Source organism: Georgenia yuyongxinii (genome assembly GCF_006352065.1).
Lineage (GTDB): Bacteria > Actinomycetota > Actinomycetes > Actinomycetales > Actinomycetaceae > Georgenia > Georgenia yuyongxinii.
Map to the genome: position 1 here is coordinate 337,627 of NZ_CP040915.1, position 19,688 is coordinate 357,314.

The 19,688-nt window shown below is 71.3% G+C and carries 19 protein-coding genes and 1 pseudogene; 15 read left to right on the forward strand and 5 right to left on the reverse strand.

Features of this window, described 5'->3' with window-relative positions:
- The first annotated feature begins 36 nt into the window (after window positions 1–36).
- The 4 genes from FE374_RS01480 to FE374_RS01495 are packed head-to-tail and all read left to right on the forward strand — an operon-like array spanning window position 37 to window position 2,466.
- Window positions 37–306 (forward strand): hypothetical protein, encoded by a 270-nt coding sequence (locus tag FE374_RS01480; protein WP_139926919.1) that lies wholly within the window; start codon window positions 37–39, stop codon window positions 304–306.
- A 21-nt stretch (window positions 307–327) separates the two neighbouring features.
- Window positions 328–1,056 carry a DUF4386 domain-containing protein gene (locus tag FE374_RS01485; RefSeq protein ID WP_230978419.1) on the forward strand — a complete coding sequence of 243 codons (729 nt, stop codon included), beginning with the start codon at window positions 328–330 and terminating at the stop codon, window positions 1,054–1,056.
- Entirely contained in the window at window positions 1,053–2,084 is a 1,032-nt protein-coding gene (locus tag FE374_RS01490; protein ID WP_139926920.1) for an NAD(P)-dependent alcohol dehydrogenase, read from the forward strand. The genes FE374_RS01485 and FE374_RS01490 overlap by 4 nt, the downstream gene beginning before the upstream one ends.
- 55 nt (window positions 2,085–2,139) lie before the next feature.
- Window positions 2,140–2,466, forward strand: a complete 327-nt coding sequence (locus tag FE374_RS01495) for a GYD domain-containing protein (RefSeq protein WP_139926921.1) — start codon at window positions 2,140–2,142, stop codon at window positions 2,464–2,466.
- An 83-nt stretch (window positions 2,467–2,549) separates the two neighbouring features.
- Here the strand turns inward: FE374_RS01495 and FE374_RS01500 are convergent, their stop codons facing one another.
- Window positions 2,550–3,149 (reverse strand): NADPH-dependent FMN reductase, encoded by a 600-nt coding sequence (locus FE374_RS01500; RefSeq protein WP_139926922.1) that lies wholly within the window; start codon window positions 3,147–3,149, stop codon window positions 2,550–2,552.
- A 417-nt stretch (window positions 3,150–3,566) separates the two neighbouring features.
- Here FE374_RS01500 and FE374_RS01505 point away from each other — a divergent pair, with 417 nt between their 5' ends.
- From FE374_RS01505 to FE374_RS01530, 6 genes are all read left to right on the forward strand, one after another.
- Window positions 3,567–4,556, forward strand: coding sequence for a phosphotriesterase family protein (locus FE374_RS01505; protein ID WP_139926923.1), 990 nt, complete (start codon window positions 3,567–3,569; stop codon window positions 4,554–4,556).
- Window positions 4,557–4,599: 43 nt separating this feature from the next.
- Window positions 4,600–5,550 carry a phosphotriesterase family protein gene (locus FE374_RS01510; RefSeq protein WP_139926924.1) on the forward strand — a complete coding sequence of 317 codons (951 nt, stop codon included), beginning with the start codon at window positions 4,600–4,602 and terminating at the stop codon, window positions 5,548–5,550.
- Window positions 5,551–5,611: 61 nt separating this feature from the next.
- Window positions 5,612–6,724 (forward strand): FAD-dependent monooxygenase, encoded by a 1,113-nt coding sequence (locus FE374_RS01515; RefSeq protein WP_139926925.1) that lies wholly within the window; start codon window positions 5,612–5,614, stop codon window positions 6,722–6,724.
- Window positions 6,725–6,728: 4 nt separating this feature from the next.
- A complete protein-coding gene (locus tag FE374_RS01520) occupies window positions 6,729–7,655 on the forward strand; it encodes an alpha/beta hydrolase (RefSeq protein WP_139926926.1) in 927 nt (308 codons plus the stop codon).
- A 31-nt stretch (window positions 7,656–7,686) separates the two neighbouring features.
- Window positions 7,687–8,643 (forward strand): MBL fold metallo-hydrolase, encoded by a 957-nt coding sequence (locus FE374_RS01525; RefSeq protein WP_139926927.1) that lies wholly within the window; start codon window positions 7,687–7,689, stop codon window positions 8,641–8,643.
- Complete coding sequence (locus FE374_RS01530) at window positions 8,636–10,384, forward strand: CocE/NonD family hydrolase (RefSeq protein WP_139926928.1); 1,749 nt, start codon at window positions 8,636–8,638, stop codon at window positions 10,382–10,384. The genes FE374_RS01525 and FE374_RS01530 overlap by 8 nt, the downstream gene beginning before the upstream one ends.
- Before the next feature lie 102 nt (window positions 10,385–10,486).
- Here the strand turns inward: FE374_RS01530 and FE374_RS01535 are convergent, their stop codons facing one another.
- Window positions 10,487–11,062 carry a TetR/AcrR family transcriptional regulator gene (locus FE374_RS01535; protein WP_139931211.1) on the reverse strand — a complete coding sequence of 192 codons (576 nt, stop codon included), beginning with the start codon at window positions 11,060–11,062 and terminating at the stop codon, window positions 10,487–10,489.
- Window positions 11,063–11,405: 343 nt separating this feature from the next.
- Between FE374_RS01535 and FE374_RS01540 the strand changes: the two genes are divergently transcribed.
- Both FE374_RS01540 and FE374_RS01545 read left to right on the forward strand, forming a co-directional pair.
- The gene (locus tag FE374_RS01540) at window positions 11,406–12,596 is read left to right on the forward strand and encodes a sugar ABC transporter substrate-binding protein (protein ID WP_139926929.1); all 1,191 of its coding nucleotides are present in this window, start codon (window positions 11,406–11,408) and stop codon (window positions 12,594–12,596) included.
- Between the two features lie 90 nt (window positions 12,597–12,686).
- Complete coding sequence (locus FE374_RS01545) at window positions 12,687–13,409, forward strand: AIM24 family protein (protein ID WP_139926930.1); 723 nt, start codon at window positions 12,687–12,689, stop codon at window positions 13,407–13,409.
- Between the two features lie 132 nt (window positions 13,410–13,541).
- Here the strand turns inward: FE374_RS01545 and FE374_RS01550 are convergent, their stop codons facing one another.
- Together FE374_RS01550 and FE374_RS01555 are read right to left on the reverse strand one after the other, a co-directional pair.
- On the reverse strand, window positions 13,542–13,841 hold the full coding sequence (locus FE374_RS01550) for a YciI family protein (RefSeq protein ID WP_168205537.1): 300 nt from the start codon (window positions 13,839–13,841) through the stop codon (window positions 13,542–13,544).
- A complete protein-coding gene (locus tag FE374_RS01555) occupies window positions 13,838–14,383 on the reverse strand; it encodes a MarR family winged helix-turn-helix transcriptional regulator (RefSeq protein ID WP_139926932.1) in 546 nt (181 codons plus the stop codon). Before FE374_RS01555 ends, FE374_RS01550 begins: the two co-directional genes overlap by 4 nt.
- 96 nt (window positions 14,384–14,479) lie before the next feature.
- Between FE374_RS01555 and FE374_RS01560 the strand changes: the two genes are divergently transcribed.
- The 3 genes and pseudogenes from FE374_RS01560 (at window position 14,480) to FE374_RS01570 (ending at window position 18,523) form a co-directional block, all read left to right on the forward strand.
- Window positions 14,480–15,193: an NADPH-dependent F420 reductase gene (locus FE374_RS01560; protein ID WP_230978420.1), complete on the forward strand. Its 714-nt coding sequence runs from the start codon at window positions 14,480–14,482 to the stop codon at window positions 15,191–15,193.
- 56 nt (window positions 15,194–15,249) lie between these two features.
- Window positions 15,250–16,251 (forward strand): annotated as a pseudogene (locus tag FE374_RS01565) (LLM class flavin-dependent oxidoreductase); the annotation flags it as partial.
- A gap of 13 nt (window positions 16,252–16,264) precedes the next feature.
- The gene (locus FE374_RS01570) at window positions 16,265–18,523 is read left to right on the forward strand and encodes an LLM class flavin-dependent oxidoreductase (protein WP_139926934.1); all 2,259 of its coding nucleotides are present in this window, start codon (window positions 16,265–16,267) and stop codon (window positions 18,521–18,523) included.
- Window positions 18,524–18,994: 471 nt separating this feature from the next.
- Here the strand turns inward: FE374_RS01570 and FE374_RS01575 are convergent, their stop codons facing one another.
- On the reverse strand, window positions 18,995–19,678 hold the full coding sequence (locus tag FE374_RS01575; protein ID WP_139926935.1) for a DNA alkylation repair protein: 684 nt from the start codon (window positions 19,676–19,678) through the stop codon (window positions 18,995–18,997).
- Window positions 19,679–19,688: the final 10 nt, after the last annotated feature.

Sequence of the window (19,688 nt, forward strand, 5' to 3'; positions counted from 1 at the left end):
ACTCGGCCGCCCACCGGGGCAAGCGGAAGGAGCGTCATGAGCCAGGCATCAGCCCGGGACCACGACAGGCCCCGGTGGTACGAGATCCGGGTCCAGGGCCACCTCGACCCCCGGTGGGCCCCCTGGTTCGACGGGCTGAGCCTCACCCGCGACAGCGACGGCACCACGACCATCCACGGCCTGGTGCCGGACCAGGCGGCGCTGCACGGCGTCCTGCAGCGAGTGCGCGACGTCGGACTGCCGCTCCTCGCCGTCGCCCGGGTCGAACCCGACCCACCCGACGGACCCACCACCGACCCCCGATAGCTCACACCCAAGGAGACCGACATGACCACCACCGCCCCCACCACGGCGCCACCACGACGAGCAGCGATGGACCCGTTACGGAAGACCTCCCTCACCGCCGGCGTGCTCTACGTGCTCACCTTCGTCTCGATCCCCACCCTCGCCCTCTACGGTGCGGTCAAGTCCCCGGGCTACGTCACCGGGCCCGGCCCCGACACCTCCGCCCTCCTCGGCGGCGCCCTGGAGACGGTCGTCGCGTTGGCCGGCATCGGCACCGCCGTCGTGCTCTACCCGGTGGTCAAGCGGCAGAACCAGTCCGTCGCGCTGGCCTTCGTGGGCACCCGGGTCCTGGAGGCCGCCACCATCTTCGCCGGCATCGCCAGCCTCCTGACGATCGTGACCCTGCGGCAGGCCGGCGCCGGGACCGAGGCGTCCGGCGTCGCGCAGGCGCTGGTCGCCCAGTACGACTGGCTGTTCCGGCTCGGGCAGAGCACCATCCCCGCTGCGAACGCCCTCCTGCTGGGCTCCCTGCTGTACCGGTCCGGCCTGGTGCCGCGCATCCTTCCCCTGATCGGGCTGATCGGCGCGCCCATCCTCGTCGTATCGAACGTGGCCGTGGTGCTCGGCCTGTGGGGACAGGTGTCCGCAACGGCGGCGATCGCCGCGCTCCCGATCGCGGCGTGGGAGTTCTCCCTCGGCGTCTACCTGATCGTCAAGGGGTTCCGGCCCTCGCCCATCACCGCCGCTCGCTCCACCGGAGAGCTCCGATGAGGGCCGCGGTGTACCGCCGGTTCGGCGGTCCCGAGGTGGTGCGGGTCGCAGAGGTTTCCCAACCTTCCCTGGGCAGGGACGACGTCCTCATCCGGGTCCACGCGAGCACCGTCAGCGCCGCCGACCACCGTGCCCGCAGCCGCAACGTCCCCCGCGGCCTGTGGCTGCTGGCCGCCCTTGGCATCGGAGCGTTCCGGCCCCGCCACCGCGTCCTGGGCATGGACGTCGCCGGCGTGGTCGAGGCAGTCGGCGCAGCCGTGACGATGTTCAAACCCGGGGACGAGGTGATCGCGATGCTCGGCGGCCAGTTCGGCGGGCATGCCGAGTACGCCCGGCTACCCCAGGACGGCGCCATCACCGCCAAGCCGCGGAACATGACCTTCGAGGAGGCCGTGACCCTGGTCTTCGGCGGGATCACCGCACGAGCCTTCCTGAACCGTGTCCCGCTCGGGCCGGGCACGACGGTCCTCGTCAACGGGGCGTCGGGCGCGGTCGGGACGGCGGCGGTGCAGCTCGCCAAGCACGCCGGAGCCCAGGTCACCGGCGTGTGCAGCGCGGCCAACGCCGAGCTCGTGACCTCACTGGGCGCGGCCCGGGTGATCGACTACGCCACCACTGACTTCACCGGCGAGGCGACCACCTACGACGTCGTCATGGACTGCGTGGGCAACGCCGAGTTCGAGCGGGTCGAGGCGGTCCTCAACCCAGGCGGGGCCCTGCTGCTGGTCATCGCCGATCTCCGCGGTGCGCTGCTCGCGTCGTGGCGCACCCGGAGGAGCGGCAAGCTCGTCACCGCGAGCGTCGGCAGCTACCGGGCCGACGACCTCGCCCACCTGGTGCGGCTGGCCGAGTCCGGGCACTACCGCGCGGTCATCGACCGCACCTTCGACCTGACCGACATCGCCCAGGCGCACAGCTACGTCGACACGGGACGCAAGAAGGGGAACGTGGTCCTGTCCGGTCTTGGCAGGCCCAGGCCGACGGCGGCACACGCGGTCGCCCCCGCCCCTTCCCTGGTCCGCGACTGAGGCGGATCATGGCAGCCGCGGACCGAGCACACCCGTCGCCCGAGAGGACGAGCGCATGCCCCTCTACCTGTCGAAGTTCAGCTACACGCCCGAGACCTGGGCGAGGCTGATCCGCAACCCCGAGGACCGCAGAGTCGCCGCCCAGGCCTACATCGAGTCGGTCGGCGGGAAGCTGCACGGGTTCTGGTACGCCTTCGGGGCGCACGACGGCTTCACCCTGTGGGAAGCGCCGGACGACGTCTCGATGGCCGCGGTGGCCCTGGCGCTCAGCGGGGGCGGTGCGATCAGTGCGCTGGAGACGACGGTCCTGCTGACCGTCGACGAGACGATGGACGCCCTGCGCAAGGCGGCGCAGGTCCAGTACCGCGCCCCCGGCACGTAGCCGTAGCCGCCGCATCTGCCGCGTGAGCGTCGAGACCTGATCGTCCGCGGCGCGGCCGTGTCCTTTCTCGTAGGGCGTGGCGCTCAGCTGCGCGCGGCCACCAGGTCCGCCTCCCGGCGGGCCGGGCGGAGCAGGCCCTCCAGGCGGGCGAGCTCGTCGAGCATCGCACCGGCGGAGGCCTCGACGACGTCGTCGGGCAGGAAGCCGTCGGGCCCGAGGAGCCTGGCGACGAACGGGACGTTCACCGCTTCCACGGTCACCGCCATGCGCAGTGCGTCGAGCACCGGCTTGAGCTGCTGGGTGGCCCGGGTGCCCGCCGCGACGCCGCCGTAGCTGACAAGACCGACCGGCTTGTCCGCCCACTCGCCGTGCAGGAAGTCCAGGGCGTTCTTGAGCACGGCGTTGTAACCGTGGTTGTACTCCGGCGTGACGAACACGAACGCGTCGGCGCCGTCGACGACGGCGGACCAGTCCTTGGTGTGCTGGTGGGTGTACTTGCGCTGCTTCGGGTGGTGGGGCTCGTCCATGAACGGCAGGGCCAGCTCGGCGAGGTCGGCGAACTGCACGTCGAAGCCCCCGTGAGCCCGCGCACACTCACGGAACCACTCACCGACGTGAATGCCGACCCGTCCCGGACGGGTGGAGGCGACGACGACGAGGAGCGTGGGGTTCTCGGCACCCATGTGGTGTCCTTTCGTAGGCTGGAACTGGCTGATCCTCGCAGGCTCGGCCGACGCCTGCGCCGGCCCGACCGCCCAGTGGACCCGCGTGCGGAAGGCGGCGACAGGCCCTCGTCCGCGGACTCGTGGATATGGACAAACTGGCCCTCCCTGCCGCACTCCCCGCAGGTGTGCTCAGCGGGTGAACTTCCCTTGACTTTGGCCTGACAGCATGTCAACTTAGTGGTCGTGACGTAAGGAGGGTCACACTCACCGGGTAGTGAATGACGCGCCAGGCGCGGACGGCGGGCCACCGGTGCACTGCCGTCCTTTTGTTGACTCCCGCCGCACCGAGCGCCCGCTGGACCTGGTCCATGGTGGTGCGTGACCCTCCACAACGCGTGACGCCACAGCCGGTGTGACGCTGATGAAAGGTTTCCAATGACGGACGTACAGACTGCCGCGAGCAGAACCGTCAACACCGTTCTCGGTCCCGTTCCCGCCGACGACCTCGGTGTCGTCGCGGTCCACGAGGCGCTGCTCTCCGTGGTGCCGGGGGCCGAGCACGGATACGACATCACCATCGACCGAGCGGAGATCTTCGAGACCCTGGCCCGGAAGCTGAGGGATTTCCGCGACCACGGCGGCAAGACGATCGTCGACAGCACGGGCATGTTCCACGGCCGGGACGTCAAGCTCTACGAGGCGCTCTCCCGCTCGACCGGCGTGCACATCGTCGCCTCGACGGGGATGGGGCCGGAGGAGATGCTCGGCGGCTACTTCCTGACGCCGCAGACCAACCCGCCGACGCCGTGGCCCGCGGAGAAGTTCGCCGACCTCTTCACGAAGGAGGTCACCGAGGGCATGGTGGTCCCGCGCGTGGAGCGCCGCGGCGCCGCCGGGCTCGTGGCCACCACGGCCAGCCGCGCCGGCATGACACCGACCGACGAGAGCCTGTTCCGCGGCGCTGCCCGGACCGCCCTGGCCACGGGCGTGCCGGTGTCCATCCGATTCGGCGTCGACGCGCTCCAGGACCTCGACGTCGTCCTGGACGAGGGGCTGGAAGCCGACCGCGTCGTCGTCGGGGACCTGGACCGCAAGGACGCCGTCGCCGCGGGTGCGCCCCTGGAGGTGGCCCGCTGTGGCGCGTTCGTCGCACTTGACCACGTGGGTCTGGACGACGACGGCGCCTACGTCACCGACCGCGAGCGCGCCGCCCTGGTGGTCGAGCTCGTCAAGGCCGGCCACGGCAACCGGATCCTGCTCTCGAGCAACGCGATCGGCGTGGCCAAGGGGCACCCCGACCACGACCTGCCGTACAGCTACGTCTCCTCGACGTTCGTGCCCCTGGCCAAGTCCGTGGGCCTTCGCGACGAGGACGCCCGGCGCATCCTCGTGGACAACCCCCGCGACCTGCTGACCGTGCGCTGAGCCGCGACGTCGGCCCAGCCTCGAGACTTATTGGAGTATGAGCATGTCTAAGGTCAACACCGTCCTCGGGGCGATTCCCACCGAGGAGCTGGGCGTCGTCGCCATCCACGAGCACATCGGGTACGGGATGCCCGGCTCCGAGCTGGACACGAAGTGGTGGAAGACGCCCGAGCAGCAGTACGAGGAGACCGTGCCGAAGCTGCGTCAGTTCCACGAGTACGGCGGCGGGACCTTCGTGGACGCGACCGGCATCTGCAACGGTCGTGACGTCGACTACTACAAGTCCCTCTCCGCGAAGACCGGCGTTCACATCGTCGCCTGCACCGGCTTCGTCGGTGGTGACACCGCCCTGGCGCACTTCACGCGGGCCAGCGTGGAGTACCTGACCCGCCAGTTCGTCCACGAGATCACCGTCGGCATCGGCGACACCGGCGCCCGCGCGGGCATCATCAAGGTCGGCGTCAGCCGCGGCGGGCGCATGACCGAGCTGGACAAGCGCATCTACCGGGCCGCCGCCCGGGCCGCGCTGGCGACCGGGGTGCCGATCATGACCCACCTCGCGATCGACGCCGAGAACGCGATCGCCATCTTCGCCGAGGAGGGCCTGGCGCTGGACCGCGTGCTCTTCGGGCACGTCGACGACGGCGTGAACTTCGACAAGACGCGCGACACCTGGATCGCCGAACAGGGCGGTCGCATCGGCTTCGACACCTTCGGCTACGAGACCGAGCTGGAGGACCCGCCGTTCTGGGCCCGCCCCCGCAAGGAGCGGCTGGACCACTTCCTGAGGTTCATCGGGCAGCACCTGGACAAGGCACTCGCCTCCGCCGACGCCAACTGCAGCCCCCTGGGCTGGCCCGGCGTGAAGGGCCACACCGTCAACTACATCTTCGAGGACCTCTTCCCCGACCTGCGCGCGGCGGGCATCGACGAGGCCACGATCACGACGCTCTTCGTCGACAACCCCGCTGAGTTCCTGTCCATCCGCAACTGATTTGCTCACCACCACAGACCCTCCGGGCGCACCGACGCGCCCCGCTCGAAAGGCAGCTCCTGTGAACACCTCAGACCTGAAGAACCTGAACATCGCCATCGTGGGTGCCGGGTACGGCGGTGCGGCCGCGGCCAAGGCGCTGAGCCAGCTCGGGGCGAACGTCAACGTGTACGAGCAGGCGACCGAGGTCCGAGAGGTCGGTGCGGGCATCGGCCTGCGGCCGTCCTCCATGGCCGCGTTCCGCCAGTGGGGGATCTTCGACGCCATCGCCGCCGTGAGCTCGGCGAGCGACTACTTCGAGATCCTCAGCGCCGGGGGCGACCCGATCATGAAGGACACCTGGCCGGAGTTCGGGGACGAGAAGAACACCTACCTCATCCACCGCAACGACTTCATCCAGGCCCTGCTGGGCACCCTGCCCGCCGGGATGGTCCACCTCGGTCACAAGCTGGAGTCCATCACCGAGCACGGCGACGGCGTGACGCTGGCCTTCACGAACGGCACGACCGTCGAGGCCGACCTGGTCGTCGGGGCGGACGGCATCAAGTCGACCGTGCGCAAGCAGCTGTTCAGCGACCAGGTGCCCCAGTTCGCCGGGGAGCACGCCTACCGCGCGGTCGTCGACGCCGACGCCGCCCACGGCCTGGTGGTCGACGACAACCTGCGGATGTACATCGGCAAGGGCACCAAGGTCTACGTGCTGCCGCTGCGTCACCGCAACCAGCTGTCGTTCGACGTGACCGTCCTCAACCCCGACAGCACCTGGACGCCGGAGGTGTCCCAGGAGGACATGCTGGCCACGCTCGAGGGCTTCGACGAGCGCATCGTGAACACCGCGAAGGACCTCGAATGGGACAAGGTCAGCATCCGCGCCGTCTACGACATCGACCCGGTCGACACGTGGCACTCGGACGCCGTCGTGCTGCTCGGCGACGCCGCGCACTCGATGTGCCACCACCAGGGCCAGGGCGCCAACTCGGCGATCCTGGACGCCGGCGCACTTGCCGACGCCCTGCGCGACGCCGGTTCCGTCAGGGAGGCGCTGGTCGAGTACAAGGCCGCCCGCAAGCCCGTCACCGACGAGCTGCAGCGGATCTCACGGCAGGGCTGGACCGAGGACGAGCTCAACGACGTCTTCCCCGGGCAGAAGCCCGCGACCCAGAGCCAGGTCTGACGCCATGGCACTGCACCCCGAGATCGCCAAGATCGTCGCCAGCCTGCCGAAGGGCGACCATTCGGCGCCCGACGTGGCCGGCTGGCGCGCCGCCGAGGAGGGCCGCGTCCCGCCGCTGGACGAGCGCACCCCGCGGCTGCACGCCGTCGAGGACGCCACCGCGGAGACGTCGGCCGGGAACGTGCCCGTGCGGATCTACACGCCGGTCGAGGCGGACGTCTACGGCCTGCTCGTGTACTTCCACGGCGGTGCGTTCTTCTCCGGCAGCCTGGACACCCACGACCACGTCGCACGGTCGCTCGCGAAGGAGACCGGGCTCAAGGTGGTCTCGGTCGGCTACCGCCGGGCGCCCGAGGACGCTTTCCCGGCCGGCCTCGAGGACTGCTACGGCGTGGTCCGGTGGGCCGCGGAGAACGGCGAGGACCTGGGATGGGACGGCCGCACCCTGGCGATCGCCGGCGACAGCTCCGGCGGCACGTTCGTCGCCGCCGTCGCCGCCAAGGCCCACGACGACGGCTTCGACCGCATCACGCACCAGATCCTGTACTACCCCTCGGTCGACCTCGACTTCGACGTCGACCGCTACGCCTCCCTGCGGGAGAACGCCGAGGGGTACGGCTTGGAGACGGCCGGGCTGAAGCCGCACAACTCCTTCTACATCGCCGGCGGTGCGGACCCGGCGGACCCGCTCGTCTCCCCGATCAAGCGGGAGGACCTCTCGGGTCTGCCGCCCGCCCTCGTCGTCACGGCGGAGCACGACCCGCTACGCGACGAGGGGGAGCTGTACGCCTCGCGGCTGCGTGAGGCGGGCGTGGACGTGACGGTCAGCCGGTACGCGGGCGCCAACCACGGGTTCGTCCAGAACTTCTCCTGGATCCCGGAGTACTACCGGGTCTTCGAGGAGACCGCCGCCTACCTGGGCCGGCGCTGACCTGCCGGGCCCCCGCCCAGATGAGGAAGTCATGACGTCACGCGTACCCGTCCACCCCCTGGTCTCCCCGTGGGGCCGATTCGGGCTGTACAGCTTCTTCATCGACGCCCCCGAACCGGCCATTGTCGACACCGGGATCGCCTCGTCGCCGGCCGAGGGTATGGCCCCCGCGCTCGAGGCCCTCGGCAGGCGAATCCAGGACGTCCGGTGGATCCTGCTGACCCACGGCCACATCGACCACCTCGGGGGCGCGCACGCCCTGTGGGAGCTCACCGGCCGGCGCGCCCAGGTCGTGATCCACGAGGCGGACGCGCCCCTGCTGCGCTCCCGGCGCGCCCACGTCCAGGAGTACCTGGACGTGCGCCAGCAGTACCTGCAGGACCCGGACGGCGAGGCCAAGCAGACCGCGGCGGCCGCACAGGTCATCGCCGGCGAGATGGAGCCGACCCTGCTGGTCCGCGGCGGGGAGACGCTGTCCCTCGGCGGTGACGTCACCGTCTCGGTGCACGCCATCCCGGGGCACACGGCCGGCTCCGTCGCCTACGTCATCGACGGTCAGGACGACGTGTTCGTCGGCGACGCGGTGCAGATCCACGGCGCCGCCAACGGCTTCCCCGGGTACGAGGACCCGGCCGCCTACCGGGCGAGCCTGCAGCACCTGCGTGACCTGCGCCCGCAGCACCTGTACCTCGGCCACCCCTACCGAGGGGCGGACGGGGTGCCCCACGGCGTCGAGCTCGATAGCGAGCAGGCGCAGCAGGCGCTCCAGGAGAGCCTGGATCTCGAGGCCCGCGTCGCCGGCGCCGCGCACCGGCACCTGGGCGGGTGTGCGCGCGAGACGGACTCGGTGTACTCGCCCTTCGCCGGCGTTGCCAAGGATCTCGGCTACGAGAAGGACCCCACGCTGGAACCGTCCCCGTTCTTCACCACGCTTCACGGCTATGCCGCACAGTTCGACGCTGAAAGGGAGCCGCGCTCCGATGGCTGATTCCAAGACTCTCGAGACCGACATCAAGACCTGGGACGCCGGTGGGCAGACCATCCACATCCGCAAGGACCTGCGGGTGCCGATGCGCGACGGCGTCGAGCTCGCCGCCGACGCCTACCACGGCGCGGCGGACAAGCCGCGGCCTGCGCTGGTGGCGCTGAGCCCGTACGGCAAGGAGCTGCAGGCCCTTGCCCTGACGATGCCGCCGCAGCGGCGTCCGAGCCCGATGTGGGACGGCTGCATCGAGGCCGGGGACATCGCCCGCGTGGTCGCCGAGGACTACGTCCACGTCATCGGTGATCTGCGCGGGTCCGGTGCCTCCGAGGGCGAGCACATCGGCAACTACAACGCCGGTGGCGTCTCCCTGGGTCAGGACGCGTACGACTTCATCGAGTGGGTCGCCGCCCAGCCGTGGTGCGACGGCAACGTGGGGATGATCGGCATCTCCTACTTCGGCTCCATGCAGGTTTTTGCCGCCGCCGAGCGGCCGCCGAGCCTGAAGGCGATCTTCGTCAGCGGCGGCCACTACGACTTCTACGAGACCACCTATCACGGCGGCATCATGTGGCTCATGCCCCGCGCCGCCCGCGAGGGCCGCGGGGGTGACTCCGGTTGGGCGTTCACCGACCGCATCAAGTCCCGCATGCTCGAGACGTACTCCCCGGCGGAGGTCAAGGAGCGGGTCGCCAAGCGCCTGCAGGACCCGGACGTCGCCGCCTGGCCGAACCTGGTGCACGTGCTCCACTACCCGACGAACCACGAGGCCTGGTTCGACATCGTGATGAACGAGCTGGACGGGGAGTGGTACGAGGAGCGCAACCCGATCAACCTGGCCCGGAACATCGACATCCCCGTCTACCTGCAGATCGACCAGGGCCGCGGCTGGACCCTGGACGGCCACATCGAGCTGTTCAACGTGCTCAATGGCCCCAAGCGGCTGGACATCGGCTCCTACCCACCGATGCAGTCGCGTCCCTGGGTCGAGGAGCACGACAAGATGTTCCGCTGGTACGAGTACTGGCTCAAGGGCGTCGACAACGGCGTCATGGACGAGCCGGCCGTGCAGGTCTTCGTCGAGGGCTCGCGCGAGGTGGTCACGGCCGAGCAGTGGCCACCGAAGGAGGTCGAGCACCGGGCGCTGTACCTGCGTCCGCGCCGGAAGCTGTCCCCGGAGCCGGAGCTGATGGGGGTGGAGCACGCCGGCCCGGACGGGTTCTTCCAGGCCCCCCTCACGGTGACCGACAAGGTCGAGATCCTGAGCTGGAGCACCGATCCGTTCGCCGAGCCCACCGAGCTGATCGGCACCGGCGCCGCGCACATCTTCGCCGAGATCGACCAGGACGACACGAACTTCATCCTGCGGCTGTGGGACGTCGCCCCGGGCGGCGCCCGTCAGCTGATCACCAGTGGCTACCTCAAGGCCTCGCACCGGGAGCTGGACGAGCGCACGACCGAGGGCGACCCGTACCACCCGCACACCCGTGCGGTGCCGGTGGAGCCGGGGACGATCGAGGAGTACGTGCTCCGGCTGTACCCGTTCGCGGCCACGTTCCGGCCGGGGCACCGCCTGACGGTGGAGCTGTCCAACAACGAGCCGCTGGTCGACGAGCACAACTCGCTGCTGCCGCCGGACGCCTTCCATCTGCCGGTGGGCCGGCCCGTCACCCACAAGATCTACCGCGACGCCGCCCACCCGTCCCGGCTGGTGCTGCCGTTCACGCGCACGGTGGTGGAGGGCTGACTGCCCCACCCGGCAGCCGCGGGCCGTGACGTCAGGTCCTCGACGTCACGGCCGGCGTCGTCGTCGACGCGACGGACCCTGGCTGCGCCTCGGGCCGCGACGCTAGCTGCGTGGGCCGTCGTCCGTGAGGAGGTGGCACCAGGAGTCGGTCAGGATCCCGAGTGCGGTCTCCCTGTCCACGAGGTTCCAGCCCCGCTGCATCCACCGCACCGAGAGCCACTCGAGCTCGCCGAAGGCGAGCGAGCAGCGGACGAGGCGGGTGTCCGGCTCGAACCTGCCGGCGTCATCAAGTCCGTGCTGCATCTCCGCGATCGTCGCCTCGTACCACTGTTCCCGGGTGGCAGCGATGTCGGGCTCGACGGCGGCTGCCTGGTTGGCGGCGATGACGTACGAGCGGGTGGCCGGCCACTGGTCGGCCTTCGTCTCGATGAAGGCACGGACGAGGCGCCGGTCGCCGGAGCTCACGACCTGGCGCAGCGGTGGGTCGTCGGCGCTGGTGAAGATCTCGTCGAGCACGGCCACGAGCTCTTGCATGAGCTGGGCCTTCGACGAGAAGTGCATGTAGAACGTCGTCCGGGTGGTCCCCGCAGCCGCCGCGATGTCGTCGATCGTCGTCGCCGCGTAGCCCTTGACCTCGAAGATCCCGAGTGCCTGCTCCAGCAGCAGACGACGGGTCATCTGCTTCTGGGCTTCTCGCAAGCGGGGGCGGGGCACCGGCCCACCCTATAGCCCCGTGCAGTCCACACAAGCGACAAGGAAGCCAGTCAGCTGACGAGGTGTCGCAGTGGGGAGGGCTCGTGCGTCACGACGGACCCAGGTCGGCGGAATCCGTTGAATCATGGCTCGATCGGACGATTGAGCCCAGTAGTCACCCCTTGCTCACAGGTGGCCTGCGACAACGCGCACATGTGCGTACCTCGGCTCCGCCGTCGGGAATGCCCTTGGTCCTTGCTCACCGAGAGCAGTGCCCGGTCGGTGTCGTCGCCGAGCCGGGCCCCGCACGAGATCGGAACACTCGACTATGAAGAAGTCCGTCAAGGTCCTGGGAGGCCTGGCCGCCGCGGGCCTCCTCCTCGCCGGCTGTGGTGCCTCCGGCGTCACCCCGGCGGCCCCCTCCGTGGAGGCCCGCTCCGACGCCGCCACACCGGCCGCGGTGACCACGGACGGCGACCCGGGAGTGGCGGCAGCCCAGGAGCTGGTCGCCCAGGTGACCGCGGCAAGGGAGGAGTTCACGCCTCCAGGGCCCGGGCTGGGTGACCTCTCCGGCCTGACGGGGAAGACGGTCTACTTCGTCCCCGCGAACTACAGCATCCCGTTGTTCCGCATCATCGGGGACTCCCTGGCCACAGCCCTGGAGACCGCGGGCGTCGACGTTCAGGTGTGCGACGGCCAGGCCAGTCCCGCCTCCATGGCCGGGTGCCTGGCCGAGGCGGTCGACGCCGGGGCGGACGCCGTGGTGTCCGGCTCGGTCCCCGAGGAGCTGGCCTCGGTCGCGTTCCAGGCCGTGCGCGACGCGGACATCCCGCTCCTGTACATGCTCTTGGCGCCGGTCGGCCCGGGGGCGCCCGAGAAGGTCGGGTACCTCACCCCGGACACCACCACGCTGCAGTCCTGGAACGCCAACTGGGTGATGGCCGACTCCGACGGTGAGGCGGATGTCCTGGTGGTGAGGGTGACCGACACGCCCGCCACCACCATGTGGACCGGCCAGGGCGCTATCGCGGTCTTCGAGGAGGCCTGCGAGGGCTGCACCGTGACCGTCGTCGAGACGAACACCGGCCAGCTGCACAAGCTCCCGGGCCTCGTCCATGACGCGCTGGTGCGTCACCCGGACATCGACTACGTCCAGGTGCCCTTCGACGTCGTCGTACAGCCGACGGTCCAGGGCCTGCAGAGCGCGGGCAGGACCGATGTGAGGATCAGCAGCCTGGACGGCACCCTCGCGGTGATGCAGATGCTCGGCGAGGACCAGGTGGTCGCCAGCGAGGTCGGCACCAACCTGGACGCCCTGGGCTGGTACGGCGCGGACCAGGTGCTCCGCATGATGTCCGGCAAGCCCAGCGTGCAGAACCTGGAGTTCCCCTACCGTCGCCTGTTCACGGCGGAGAACGTCGGTGAGCTGGCCCTGACCCCCGAGGCCGAGGCCGCGGGCTCGTGGTACGGAGGCACGGACTACCACGACGGGTTCAAGGAGCTGTGGGGCGTGAGCTGATCGCCCTTCCCCCGTTGCGCCGAGGCTTCGCTCGATAGGCTCCGGTGGGACCCGCCGTCGGGCCCCCACACAACCCCGGGAGAACCAGCCATGGCCGTCCACGGATCCTTGTTCCGCGACTTCCACGAGACCACGTCGCCGGACCCGTTCTCGAACCAGAACAAGAAGCTCCTCAAGATCCAGATGAGCTACGGCCCGGTGTGGGCGAAGAACGGCTCGATGGTCGCCTACCAGGGCGACGTCCGCTTCGAGAACAAGGGCGCAGGCGGCCTCGGGAAGATGTTCAAGTCGGCCGTCACCGGCGAGGGCGTCGACATGATGCAGTGCACCGGGCAGGGCGACCTGTTCCTCGCCGACAACGCCCACGACGTCCAGATCCTCTACCTCGAGGACGACGCGCTGTCCGTCAACGGCCGGAACGTGCTCGCGTTCTCCGCCTCGATCGCCTGGGACATCCACCGGCTCCAGGCGCGGGGCGCGGCGATGACCGGCGGGCTGTACAACGTCTCCCTCCGCGGCACCGGGTTCGTCGCCGTCACGACCGACGGTGAGCCGGTCGCCCTCGACGTGGCGAGCGCCCCCACCTTCGCCGACGCCCAGGCCGTCGTCCTGTGGACCGCCGGGGTGAGCTCGGACATCCGGGTGAGCACCGGTGGCCTGAAGTCGATGGTCCGCGGTGGCACGGGCGAGACGTTCCAGATGGCCTTCGGCGGCCAGGGGCACGTGCTCGTCCAGCCCAGCGAGTCGGTGGGCGGCGGGGGTCAGCAGTCCAGCGGCAAGTCCGGCGGCGGGCTCGGCGACCTGTTCGGCTGACCGGGCGGCCGACGGCCGCTCGACGGCGGAGCCGGGCTCGATCCCGGCGGCGTCGCGCCGCTGCCGTGAGCTGTCGACGGCGCTGTCGACGATGTGGCCGTCCTCGTCCTCGTCCTCGTACTCGTGGTCCCCTCAGGGTGCGGGACGGAGGAACGCCGCCCGGAAGGGTCGCAGCTCCCCCCGGCCGATGCCGCTGGCGATGGTGGGGTCCTCGGCCATGTAGCGGCGCGCGGCGTCCTCGTCGGGCGCCTCGAAGACGCAGATGCCCGTGTTGACCGGACCGAGGGTGGGCCCGGCCAGGATGAGGCTGCCCTCGTCGAGCCGCCGCTGCAGCAGCTCGGCATGCTCGCCCCACACCCGTTGCTCCGCGGCCGTCATCGTCGCGGCGAAGTCCTCGCGCGGCGCATGGATGAAGTAGATCCACTCGCTCATGACGCGCCGTCCGCAGCGGCCAGCGCCTCGCCGACCACCGCGCATGCGTCGCCGCCACCCACCCCGCGCAGGTCGCAGGCGACCTTGCGCAGCAAGGCACGGAAGCTGTCCCGCTCGGGCGGTTCCAGCGCGGCCAGCGTGACGTCCTCGGCCTCGCGCACGCGTCGCTCGAGGTCGGCGAGCGTGCGTGCGCCGGTACCAGTGGCGACGATCTTGCGCTGCCGGCGGTCGGCCGGATTGAGCTGCCGCTCGACCAGGCCCGCGGCCACCAGGTCGTCGATGAGGTAGGTCATGACGGTGCGGTCGATGCCCAGGTACGCCGCGAGGGCGAGCTGGCTGGGTTGGTCCCCGTGGACGACGGTCGTGAGGACCTGGTAGCCGCGGTGGCCGTGCGGGCACGCCCCGACGGCGGCGCTGACCCCGTCCTTGTAGGCGCGCAGGAGCACGCCCAGCGACCAGCCGAGGTCGGCCTCGGCGCCGCCGCCCGACCGTTCGAGCGGCGCCACGGATGAGCCCGCGGGTGTCGTCCTGGTCGTAACCATGTGGGAAGTTTACGCACCGACTGGTTGTTGCACCACTCATAGACGAGCAACATCGTCTGTTCCGCAACGCAACACACTGATCCGTGGAGGAAGCCCGTGCCACACAGGTCCTCGACCGGCACCCCCGACGGCGTGACCGCCACTCCCGACGGCGTGACCGCCACCATCGCCACCATCGGCATCCTCGGCGCCGGCCGGGTCGGCACTGCCGTCGCCCGGCAGGCCTTGCGTGCCGGCTACCGCGTGCTGGTCGCCGCGTCCGGCGACCCCGCCGCCATCGAGCTGATCGTCGAGGTCATGGCGCCGGGCGCGACCGCGGTGACCGCGGCCGAAGCCGCCCGGGCGGGTGACGTCGTCGTCCTGTCCCTGCCGCTGCGAAAGTTCGACACCCTCGACCCCGACCTGCTGGACGGCACGGTCGTCATCGACGCCATGAACTACTGGGCCGAGACCGACGGCGACATGCCCACGCTGGCTGCGGCGCCGTCGTCCTCGGAGATGGTCCAGGACTTCTTGCCCGGCGCCCGGCTGGTCAAGACGCTGAACCACATCGGCTATCACGAGCTGGAGTCGGACTTCCGCCCGGCCGGCACGCCGGAGCGGCGTGCGCTCGCGGTGGCGGGGGACGACGGCGACGCCCGGGCGACGGTGATGGACGTCGTCGAGCGCCTCGGCTACGACGCCGTCGACGCCGGCCCCCTCACCGCCGGCGCCGCGCTCGAGCCGGGCACCGAGGTCTTCACCGGGCGGCACGACCGCGCCGCCCTCGAGCGGCTCCTCGAGCGGGTGCCGGTGCCCGCGACCCGCTGATCCCCCCATCCGCGCGCCGATCCCGGCGCGCCCACCCGCACGCGAAGCGAGGCACCTTGACGGACTACGGCCACGACCTGCTCTTCGGGTCCTTCATCACCCCGACCAACGCCGCCCCCGACCGGGTGGTCGCGCTGGCGCAGGCGTCGGAGGCGGCCGGTCTGGACCTCGCCACCTTCCAGGACCACCCCTACCAGGCCGGGTTCCTCGACACCTGGACCCTGCTGAGCTACGTGGCCGCCAGCACCGAGCGCATCCATGTCTCCGCCAACGTGCTCAACCTGCCGCTGCGCCCGCCCGCCGTCCTCGCCCGCGCCGCCGCCAGCCTCGACCTCCTCTCCGGCGGCCGCCTCGAGCTGGGCCTGGGCGCCGGCGGCTTCTGGGACGCGATCGAGGCGATGGGCGGCCGCCGGCTCACCCCCGGCCAGGGGGTCGAGGCGCTCGAGGAGGCCATCGACATCATCCGCGGCACCTGGGACGCCGACGACCGCTCCTACTTCCGGGTGGACGGGACCTACTACCGGGTCGACGGCGCCAAGCGCGGCCCCGCCCCCGCGCACGACATCCCCATCTGGCTCGGCGCCCTCAAGCCCCGGATGCTCCGGCTGACCGGCCGCAAGGCCGACGGCTGGCTGCCCTCGCTGGCCTACCTCAAGAGCCTGGACGCGCTCGCGGACGGCAACGCCGTCATCGACGCCGCCGCCACCAGGGCCGGCCGCGACCCACGCACCGTGCGCCGCCTGCTCAACATCGGTGGCCGGTTCACCGCGCAGCCGGGCGACCGGCTGCTGACCGGCCCGCCCGGGCAGTGGGCGGAGCAGCTCGCCGTCCTCACCCTCGAGTACGGCGTCTCCGCGTTCATCCTCATGGGCGACGACGCCGCCACCCTCGCCGTCTACGGCCAGGAGGTCGCCCCCGCGGTGCGCGAGCTCGTGGACGCGGAACGCGCCGTGCGCGGCGTCGTGGCGGCGACCGCCGGACGGGGTGTCGCACCGACGGACGCTGGTCGCGCCGCCGAACCCGTGGCAGCCCGCGCCGGGCGCGCCGACGCGGACGCCTGAGGTGCGCGCCGTGGACTACGGGCACCCTCTCCAGGCCGGCACGCTCGTCAGCCCGGCCAACGACGCGCCGACCGCCGTCGTCGACCTCGCCCGGCTGAGCGAGGAGCTCGGCCTCGACCTGGTCACCTTCGCGGACCATCCCCACGAGCCGACCCGCCACGACGCGTGGACCCTGCTCGGCTGGGTGGCCGCCCGCACGGAGCGGATCCGCCTCGCCGCCAACGTCCTCAGCACCCCGATGCGCCCTGCGCCGGTCCTGGCCCGGGCCGCCGCCAGCCTCGACCTGCTCTCCCACGGCCGGGTCGAGCTGGCGCTGGGTGCCGGCGACGCCTGGGACGCCCTGGAGCGGATGGGCGCCGAGCGGCTGAGCCCGCACGAGGCCGTCGACGCGCTGGGCGAGGCCGTCGACGTCATCCGCGAGATCTGGGCCGCCGACCCCGCGCCCCTGACCTACCGCGGCGAGCACCACCGGCTCACCGGTGCCCAGCGCGGCCCGGCGCCGGCGCACAACGTCCCCATCTGGCTCGGCGGGACCGAGCCCGGGCTCCTGCACCTGGTCGGCGCCAAGGCCGACGGCTGGCTGGCCTCGCTCGACGACCTGCGGCCCGACGACCTGCGCGCCGGCAACGCCGCGATCGATGACGCCGCCGCGGCGGCCGGGCGGGACCCGCGAGAGATCCGCCGCCTCCTCACCATCGGCGGCCGGTTCGCCGGAACACGGGCCGGCGTGCTGGACGGGCCGAGCCACACCTGGGTCGAAGACCTCCTGCCCCTGGCGCTGGACGGCGTCAGCACCTTCCTCCTCGCCTCCGACGACCCGGAGACCCTGCGCCGCTTCGCCGGCGAGGTCGTGCCGGCGCTGCGCGAGGCCCTGGCCGCCGAACGGTCGGTGCGTGGCACGCGGGAGGGCACCGTGCCCAGTCTGGCGATCCGCGCCGCCCGGCGGGACGGCCTCGACTACGACGCCGTGCCGGCGTCCCTGCGCGGCGACGCGGTCGAGCCGGGCGACGCGCGCTACGCCGCCACCCGCTCCGGTTACATGCGCGGCGGCGCTCCCGGCCTGGTGCTCCGCCCCGGCAACCCGGCCGAGGTGGCCGAGGCGCTCGCCTTTGCCCGCAGCCAACCGGTCCCGCTGTCGGTGCGCAGCGCCGGGCACGGCATCAGCGGCCGCTCCACCAACGACGGCGGCATCATCCTCGACGTCTCGCGGCTGAACACCATCGAGGTGCTGGACCAGGCCACGCGCCTGGTGCGCGTCGGCCCCGGTGCCCGGTGGGGAGAGGTCGCCGCCGCCCTGCAGCCCTACGGCTGGGCCATCACCTCGGGCGACTACGGCGGGGTCGGCGTCGGCGGGCTGGCCACCGCCGGCGGCATCGGCTTCCTCGGCCGCCGGGACGGGCTGACCATTGACCGGGTCCGCGCCGTCGAGCTGGTCCTCGCCGACGGGACGCTCGTGCGCGCCTCCGCAGAGGAGCACGCCGACCTGTTCTGGGCGGCGCGCGGTGCCGGGTTCGCCCTCGGTGTCGCGACCGCGTTCGAGATCGAGGCCGCCAAGGTCGGGGAGGTCGGGTTCGCCCAGCTCGTCTTCGACGCCGACGACACCGCGGGCTTCCTGCAACGATGGGGTGCCGTCGTCGAGGCCTCCCCGCGCGACGTCACCAGCTTCCTCATCATGGGTGCGCCCCGCGGTGGCCAGGTGGTGGCGCAGACCATGACGGTGATCGACTCCGACGACGCCGACACCATCCTCGCGCGCCTGCAGCCGTTCGCCGGGCTGGGGCCGCTGGCGGGCCAGGCCGTCCAGATCGTCCCCTACGCCGGGGTGGTCGCCCCGCAGGACCCGCACCACGGCCAGGGCGAGCCCGTCGCTCGCAGCGGGCTCCTGGAGCACGTCACTCCCGCGTTCGCGGCAGACGCTGCGCGACTGATCCGCAGCGGGGAGACGTACTTCTTCCAGATCCGCGCGATGGGCGGGGCCATGGCGGACGTCGCACCGGACGCGACGGCGTTCGCGCACCGCTCGGCAAACTTCTCCGTCGTCGCGTTCGGGGCGGGCGCCGAGCGGCTGGACCGCTTCTGGGACCCGATGCGCCAGCACTTCACCGGCCTGTACGTCAGCTTCGAGACCGACCGGCACCCCGAACGCCTGCGCGAGGCCTACCCGCCGCGGACGCTGGACCGGTTGCTCGACATCAAGCGCCGGTACGACCCCGAGAACGTCTTCCGCGACAACTTCGACCTCGGCCCGGCGCTCCTGCCGGTGCGCTGACGGTGGACGTCTGTCCTGTTTCGCGGCGCCCGGGCGCCATGGTCTGGGCGCCATGGGCGGGGCGCGATGGACCGGGCGCCACAGTCCGGGCGCCCCGGGCGTCATGGGCGCGTGAAGTCGCGCCACGGGCTGGTAGTACAAAACTCAGGCTATGCCCGAGTTTTGTACTACCAGCCTGACCGCACGAAGGCGGAGGGTCGACCGGGCGCCATAGTCCGGGCGCCCGCGCCCGCGCTCGCGCCGGTCGGTCCACGGGAACCGGCCCCCACGTCGGCTACGCAAACGGGCAGCTCCTAGGGCCCTGCGTGGACAGCGACTGAAACGAGATGGCGAAAATGGCTGGTACGGCAACCATCTCGACCATGTCGTTGGTCGGCACCGCCGGACCGATGTGGTGATGTCCTGTGAGGCTGCGGACCAGACCGATGACTGATTCGTACCGCCGGCTAACTCCTCGGTCCGCGCATGGACTTAGGTGTCCTTCCGGCTCACGATCTCGGTGATCCAGATGGGCGCGAACGGGGACGTGCAGTTCGGTGGTGTCGGATAGTCCTTGAGCACCTCCAGGCGTTCGCCGATGTCGAGGGCACGGCCGCGGTGCTCGGCGTGCTCGATGCCGATCGTGGCGAGGCAGGTGTTCATGGCCCACTGCAAGCGATCCGGGGCGCCCTTCATCTCCGCCTCGATGACGTCGAGGAGTCCGGGGAGGTCGAGGCCTTCGGGCTTCTTCGCCACTCGCTCGCTGGTCAGCGTCCAGCCGGCGCTCGCCACCACCGGGTCCGGGTCGGCGGACCAGGCCAGGCGGAGCTCTTCAGCGTGCGGGCTCTTCTTGACCACGTAGTTCACGAGCCAGTCCTGCACCTTGGGGGTCCGTGCTTGGCGCAGCATGGTGCCCAGCTCGTCGCGATCGAACGCCTTCGGGCGGCAGATCAGGAGTGATAGCAGTCTCGCGGCGGTGTCGTCGGTCGCCCAGAGCTCACGCGCCAGCTCCTGCTGGGTCTTCAGTCGCGTGGCGATCGCGCGGAGCTTGCTGAGGTTCACGCCGTGGTCGTCACCGTGCCGGGCGTTCACCTCGCGGATCCTGGGGTCGTCCAGCTCGGCCACCTCGGCCATCACCTCGGCCACCGTCACGCCCGTCACTGCCGCCTGGGTCATGTGCGTTCTC

Excerpts from the sequence above, each read along its gene's own strand:
- FE374_RS01480 (WP_139926919.1), top strand. The coding sequence starts at position 37 with ATGAGCCAGGCATCAGCCCGGGACCACGACAGGCCCCGGTGGTACGAG.
- FE374_RS01485 (WP_230978419.1), top strand. The coding sequence starts at position 328 with ATGACCACCACCGCCCCCACCACGGCGCCACCACGACGAGCAGCGATG.
- FE374_RS01490 (WP_139926920.1), top strand. The coding sequence starts at position 1,053 with ATGAGGGCCGCGGTGTACCGCCGGTTCGGCGGTCCCGAGGTGGTGCGG.
- FE374_RS01495 (WP_139926921.1), top strand. The coding sequence starts at position 2,140 with ATGCCCCTCTACCTGTCGAAGTTCAGCTACACGCCCGAGACCTGGGCG.
- FE374_RS01500 (WP_139926922.1), bottom strand. The coding sequence starts at position 3,149 with ATGGGTGCCGAGAACCCCACGCTCCTCGTCGTCGTCGCCTCCACCCGT.
- FE374_RS01505 (WP_139926923.1), top strand. The coding sequence starts at position 3,567 with ATGACGGACGTACAGACTGCCGCGAGCAGAACCGTCAACACCGTTCTC.
- FE374_RS01510 (WP_139926924.1), top strand. The coding sequence starts at position 4,600 with ATGTCTAAGGTCAACACCGTCCTCGGGGCGATTCCCACCGAGGAGCTG.
- FE374_RS01520 (WP_139926926.1), top strand. The coding sequence starts at position 6,729 with ATGGCACTGCACCCCGAGATCGCCAAGATCGTCGCCAGCCTGCCGAAG.
- FE374_RS01525 (WP_139926927.1), top strand. The coding sequence starts at position 7,687 with ATGACGTCACGCGTACCCGTCCACCCCCTGGTCTCCCCGTGGGGCCGA.
- FE374_RS01530 (WP_139926928.1), top strand. The coding sequence starts at position 8,636 with ATGGCTGATTCCAAGACTCTCGAGACCGACATCAAGACCTGGGACGCC.
- FE374_RS01535 (WP_139931211.1), bottom strand. The coding sequence starts at position 11,062 with ATGACCCGTCGTCTGCTGCTGGAGCAGGCACTCGGGATCTTCGAGGTC.
- FE374_RS01540 (WP_139926929.1), top strand. The coding sequence starts at position 11,406 with ATGAAGAAGTCCGTCAAGGTCCTGGGAGGCCTGGCCGCCGCGGGCCTC.
- FE374_RS01545 (WP_139926930.1), top strand. The coding sequence starts at position 12,687 with ATGGCCGTCCACGGATCCTTGTTCCGCGACTTCCACGAGACCACGTCG.
- FE374_RS01550 (WP_168205537.1), bottom strand. The coding sequence starts at position 13,841 with ATGAGCGAGTGGATCTACTTCATCCATGCGCCGCGCGAGGACTTCGCC.
- FE374_RS01555 (WP_139926932.1), bottom strand. The coding sequence starts at position 14,383 with ATGGTTACGACCAGGACGACACCCGCGGGCTCATCCGTGGCGCCGCTC.
- FE374_RS01575 (WP_139926935.1), bottom strand. The coding sequence starts at position 19,678 with ATGACCCAGGCGGCAGTGACGGGCGTGACGGTGGCCGAGGTGATGGCC.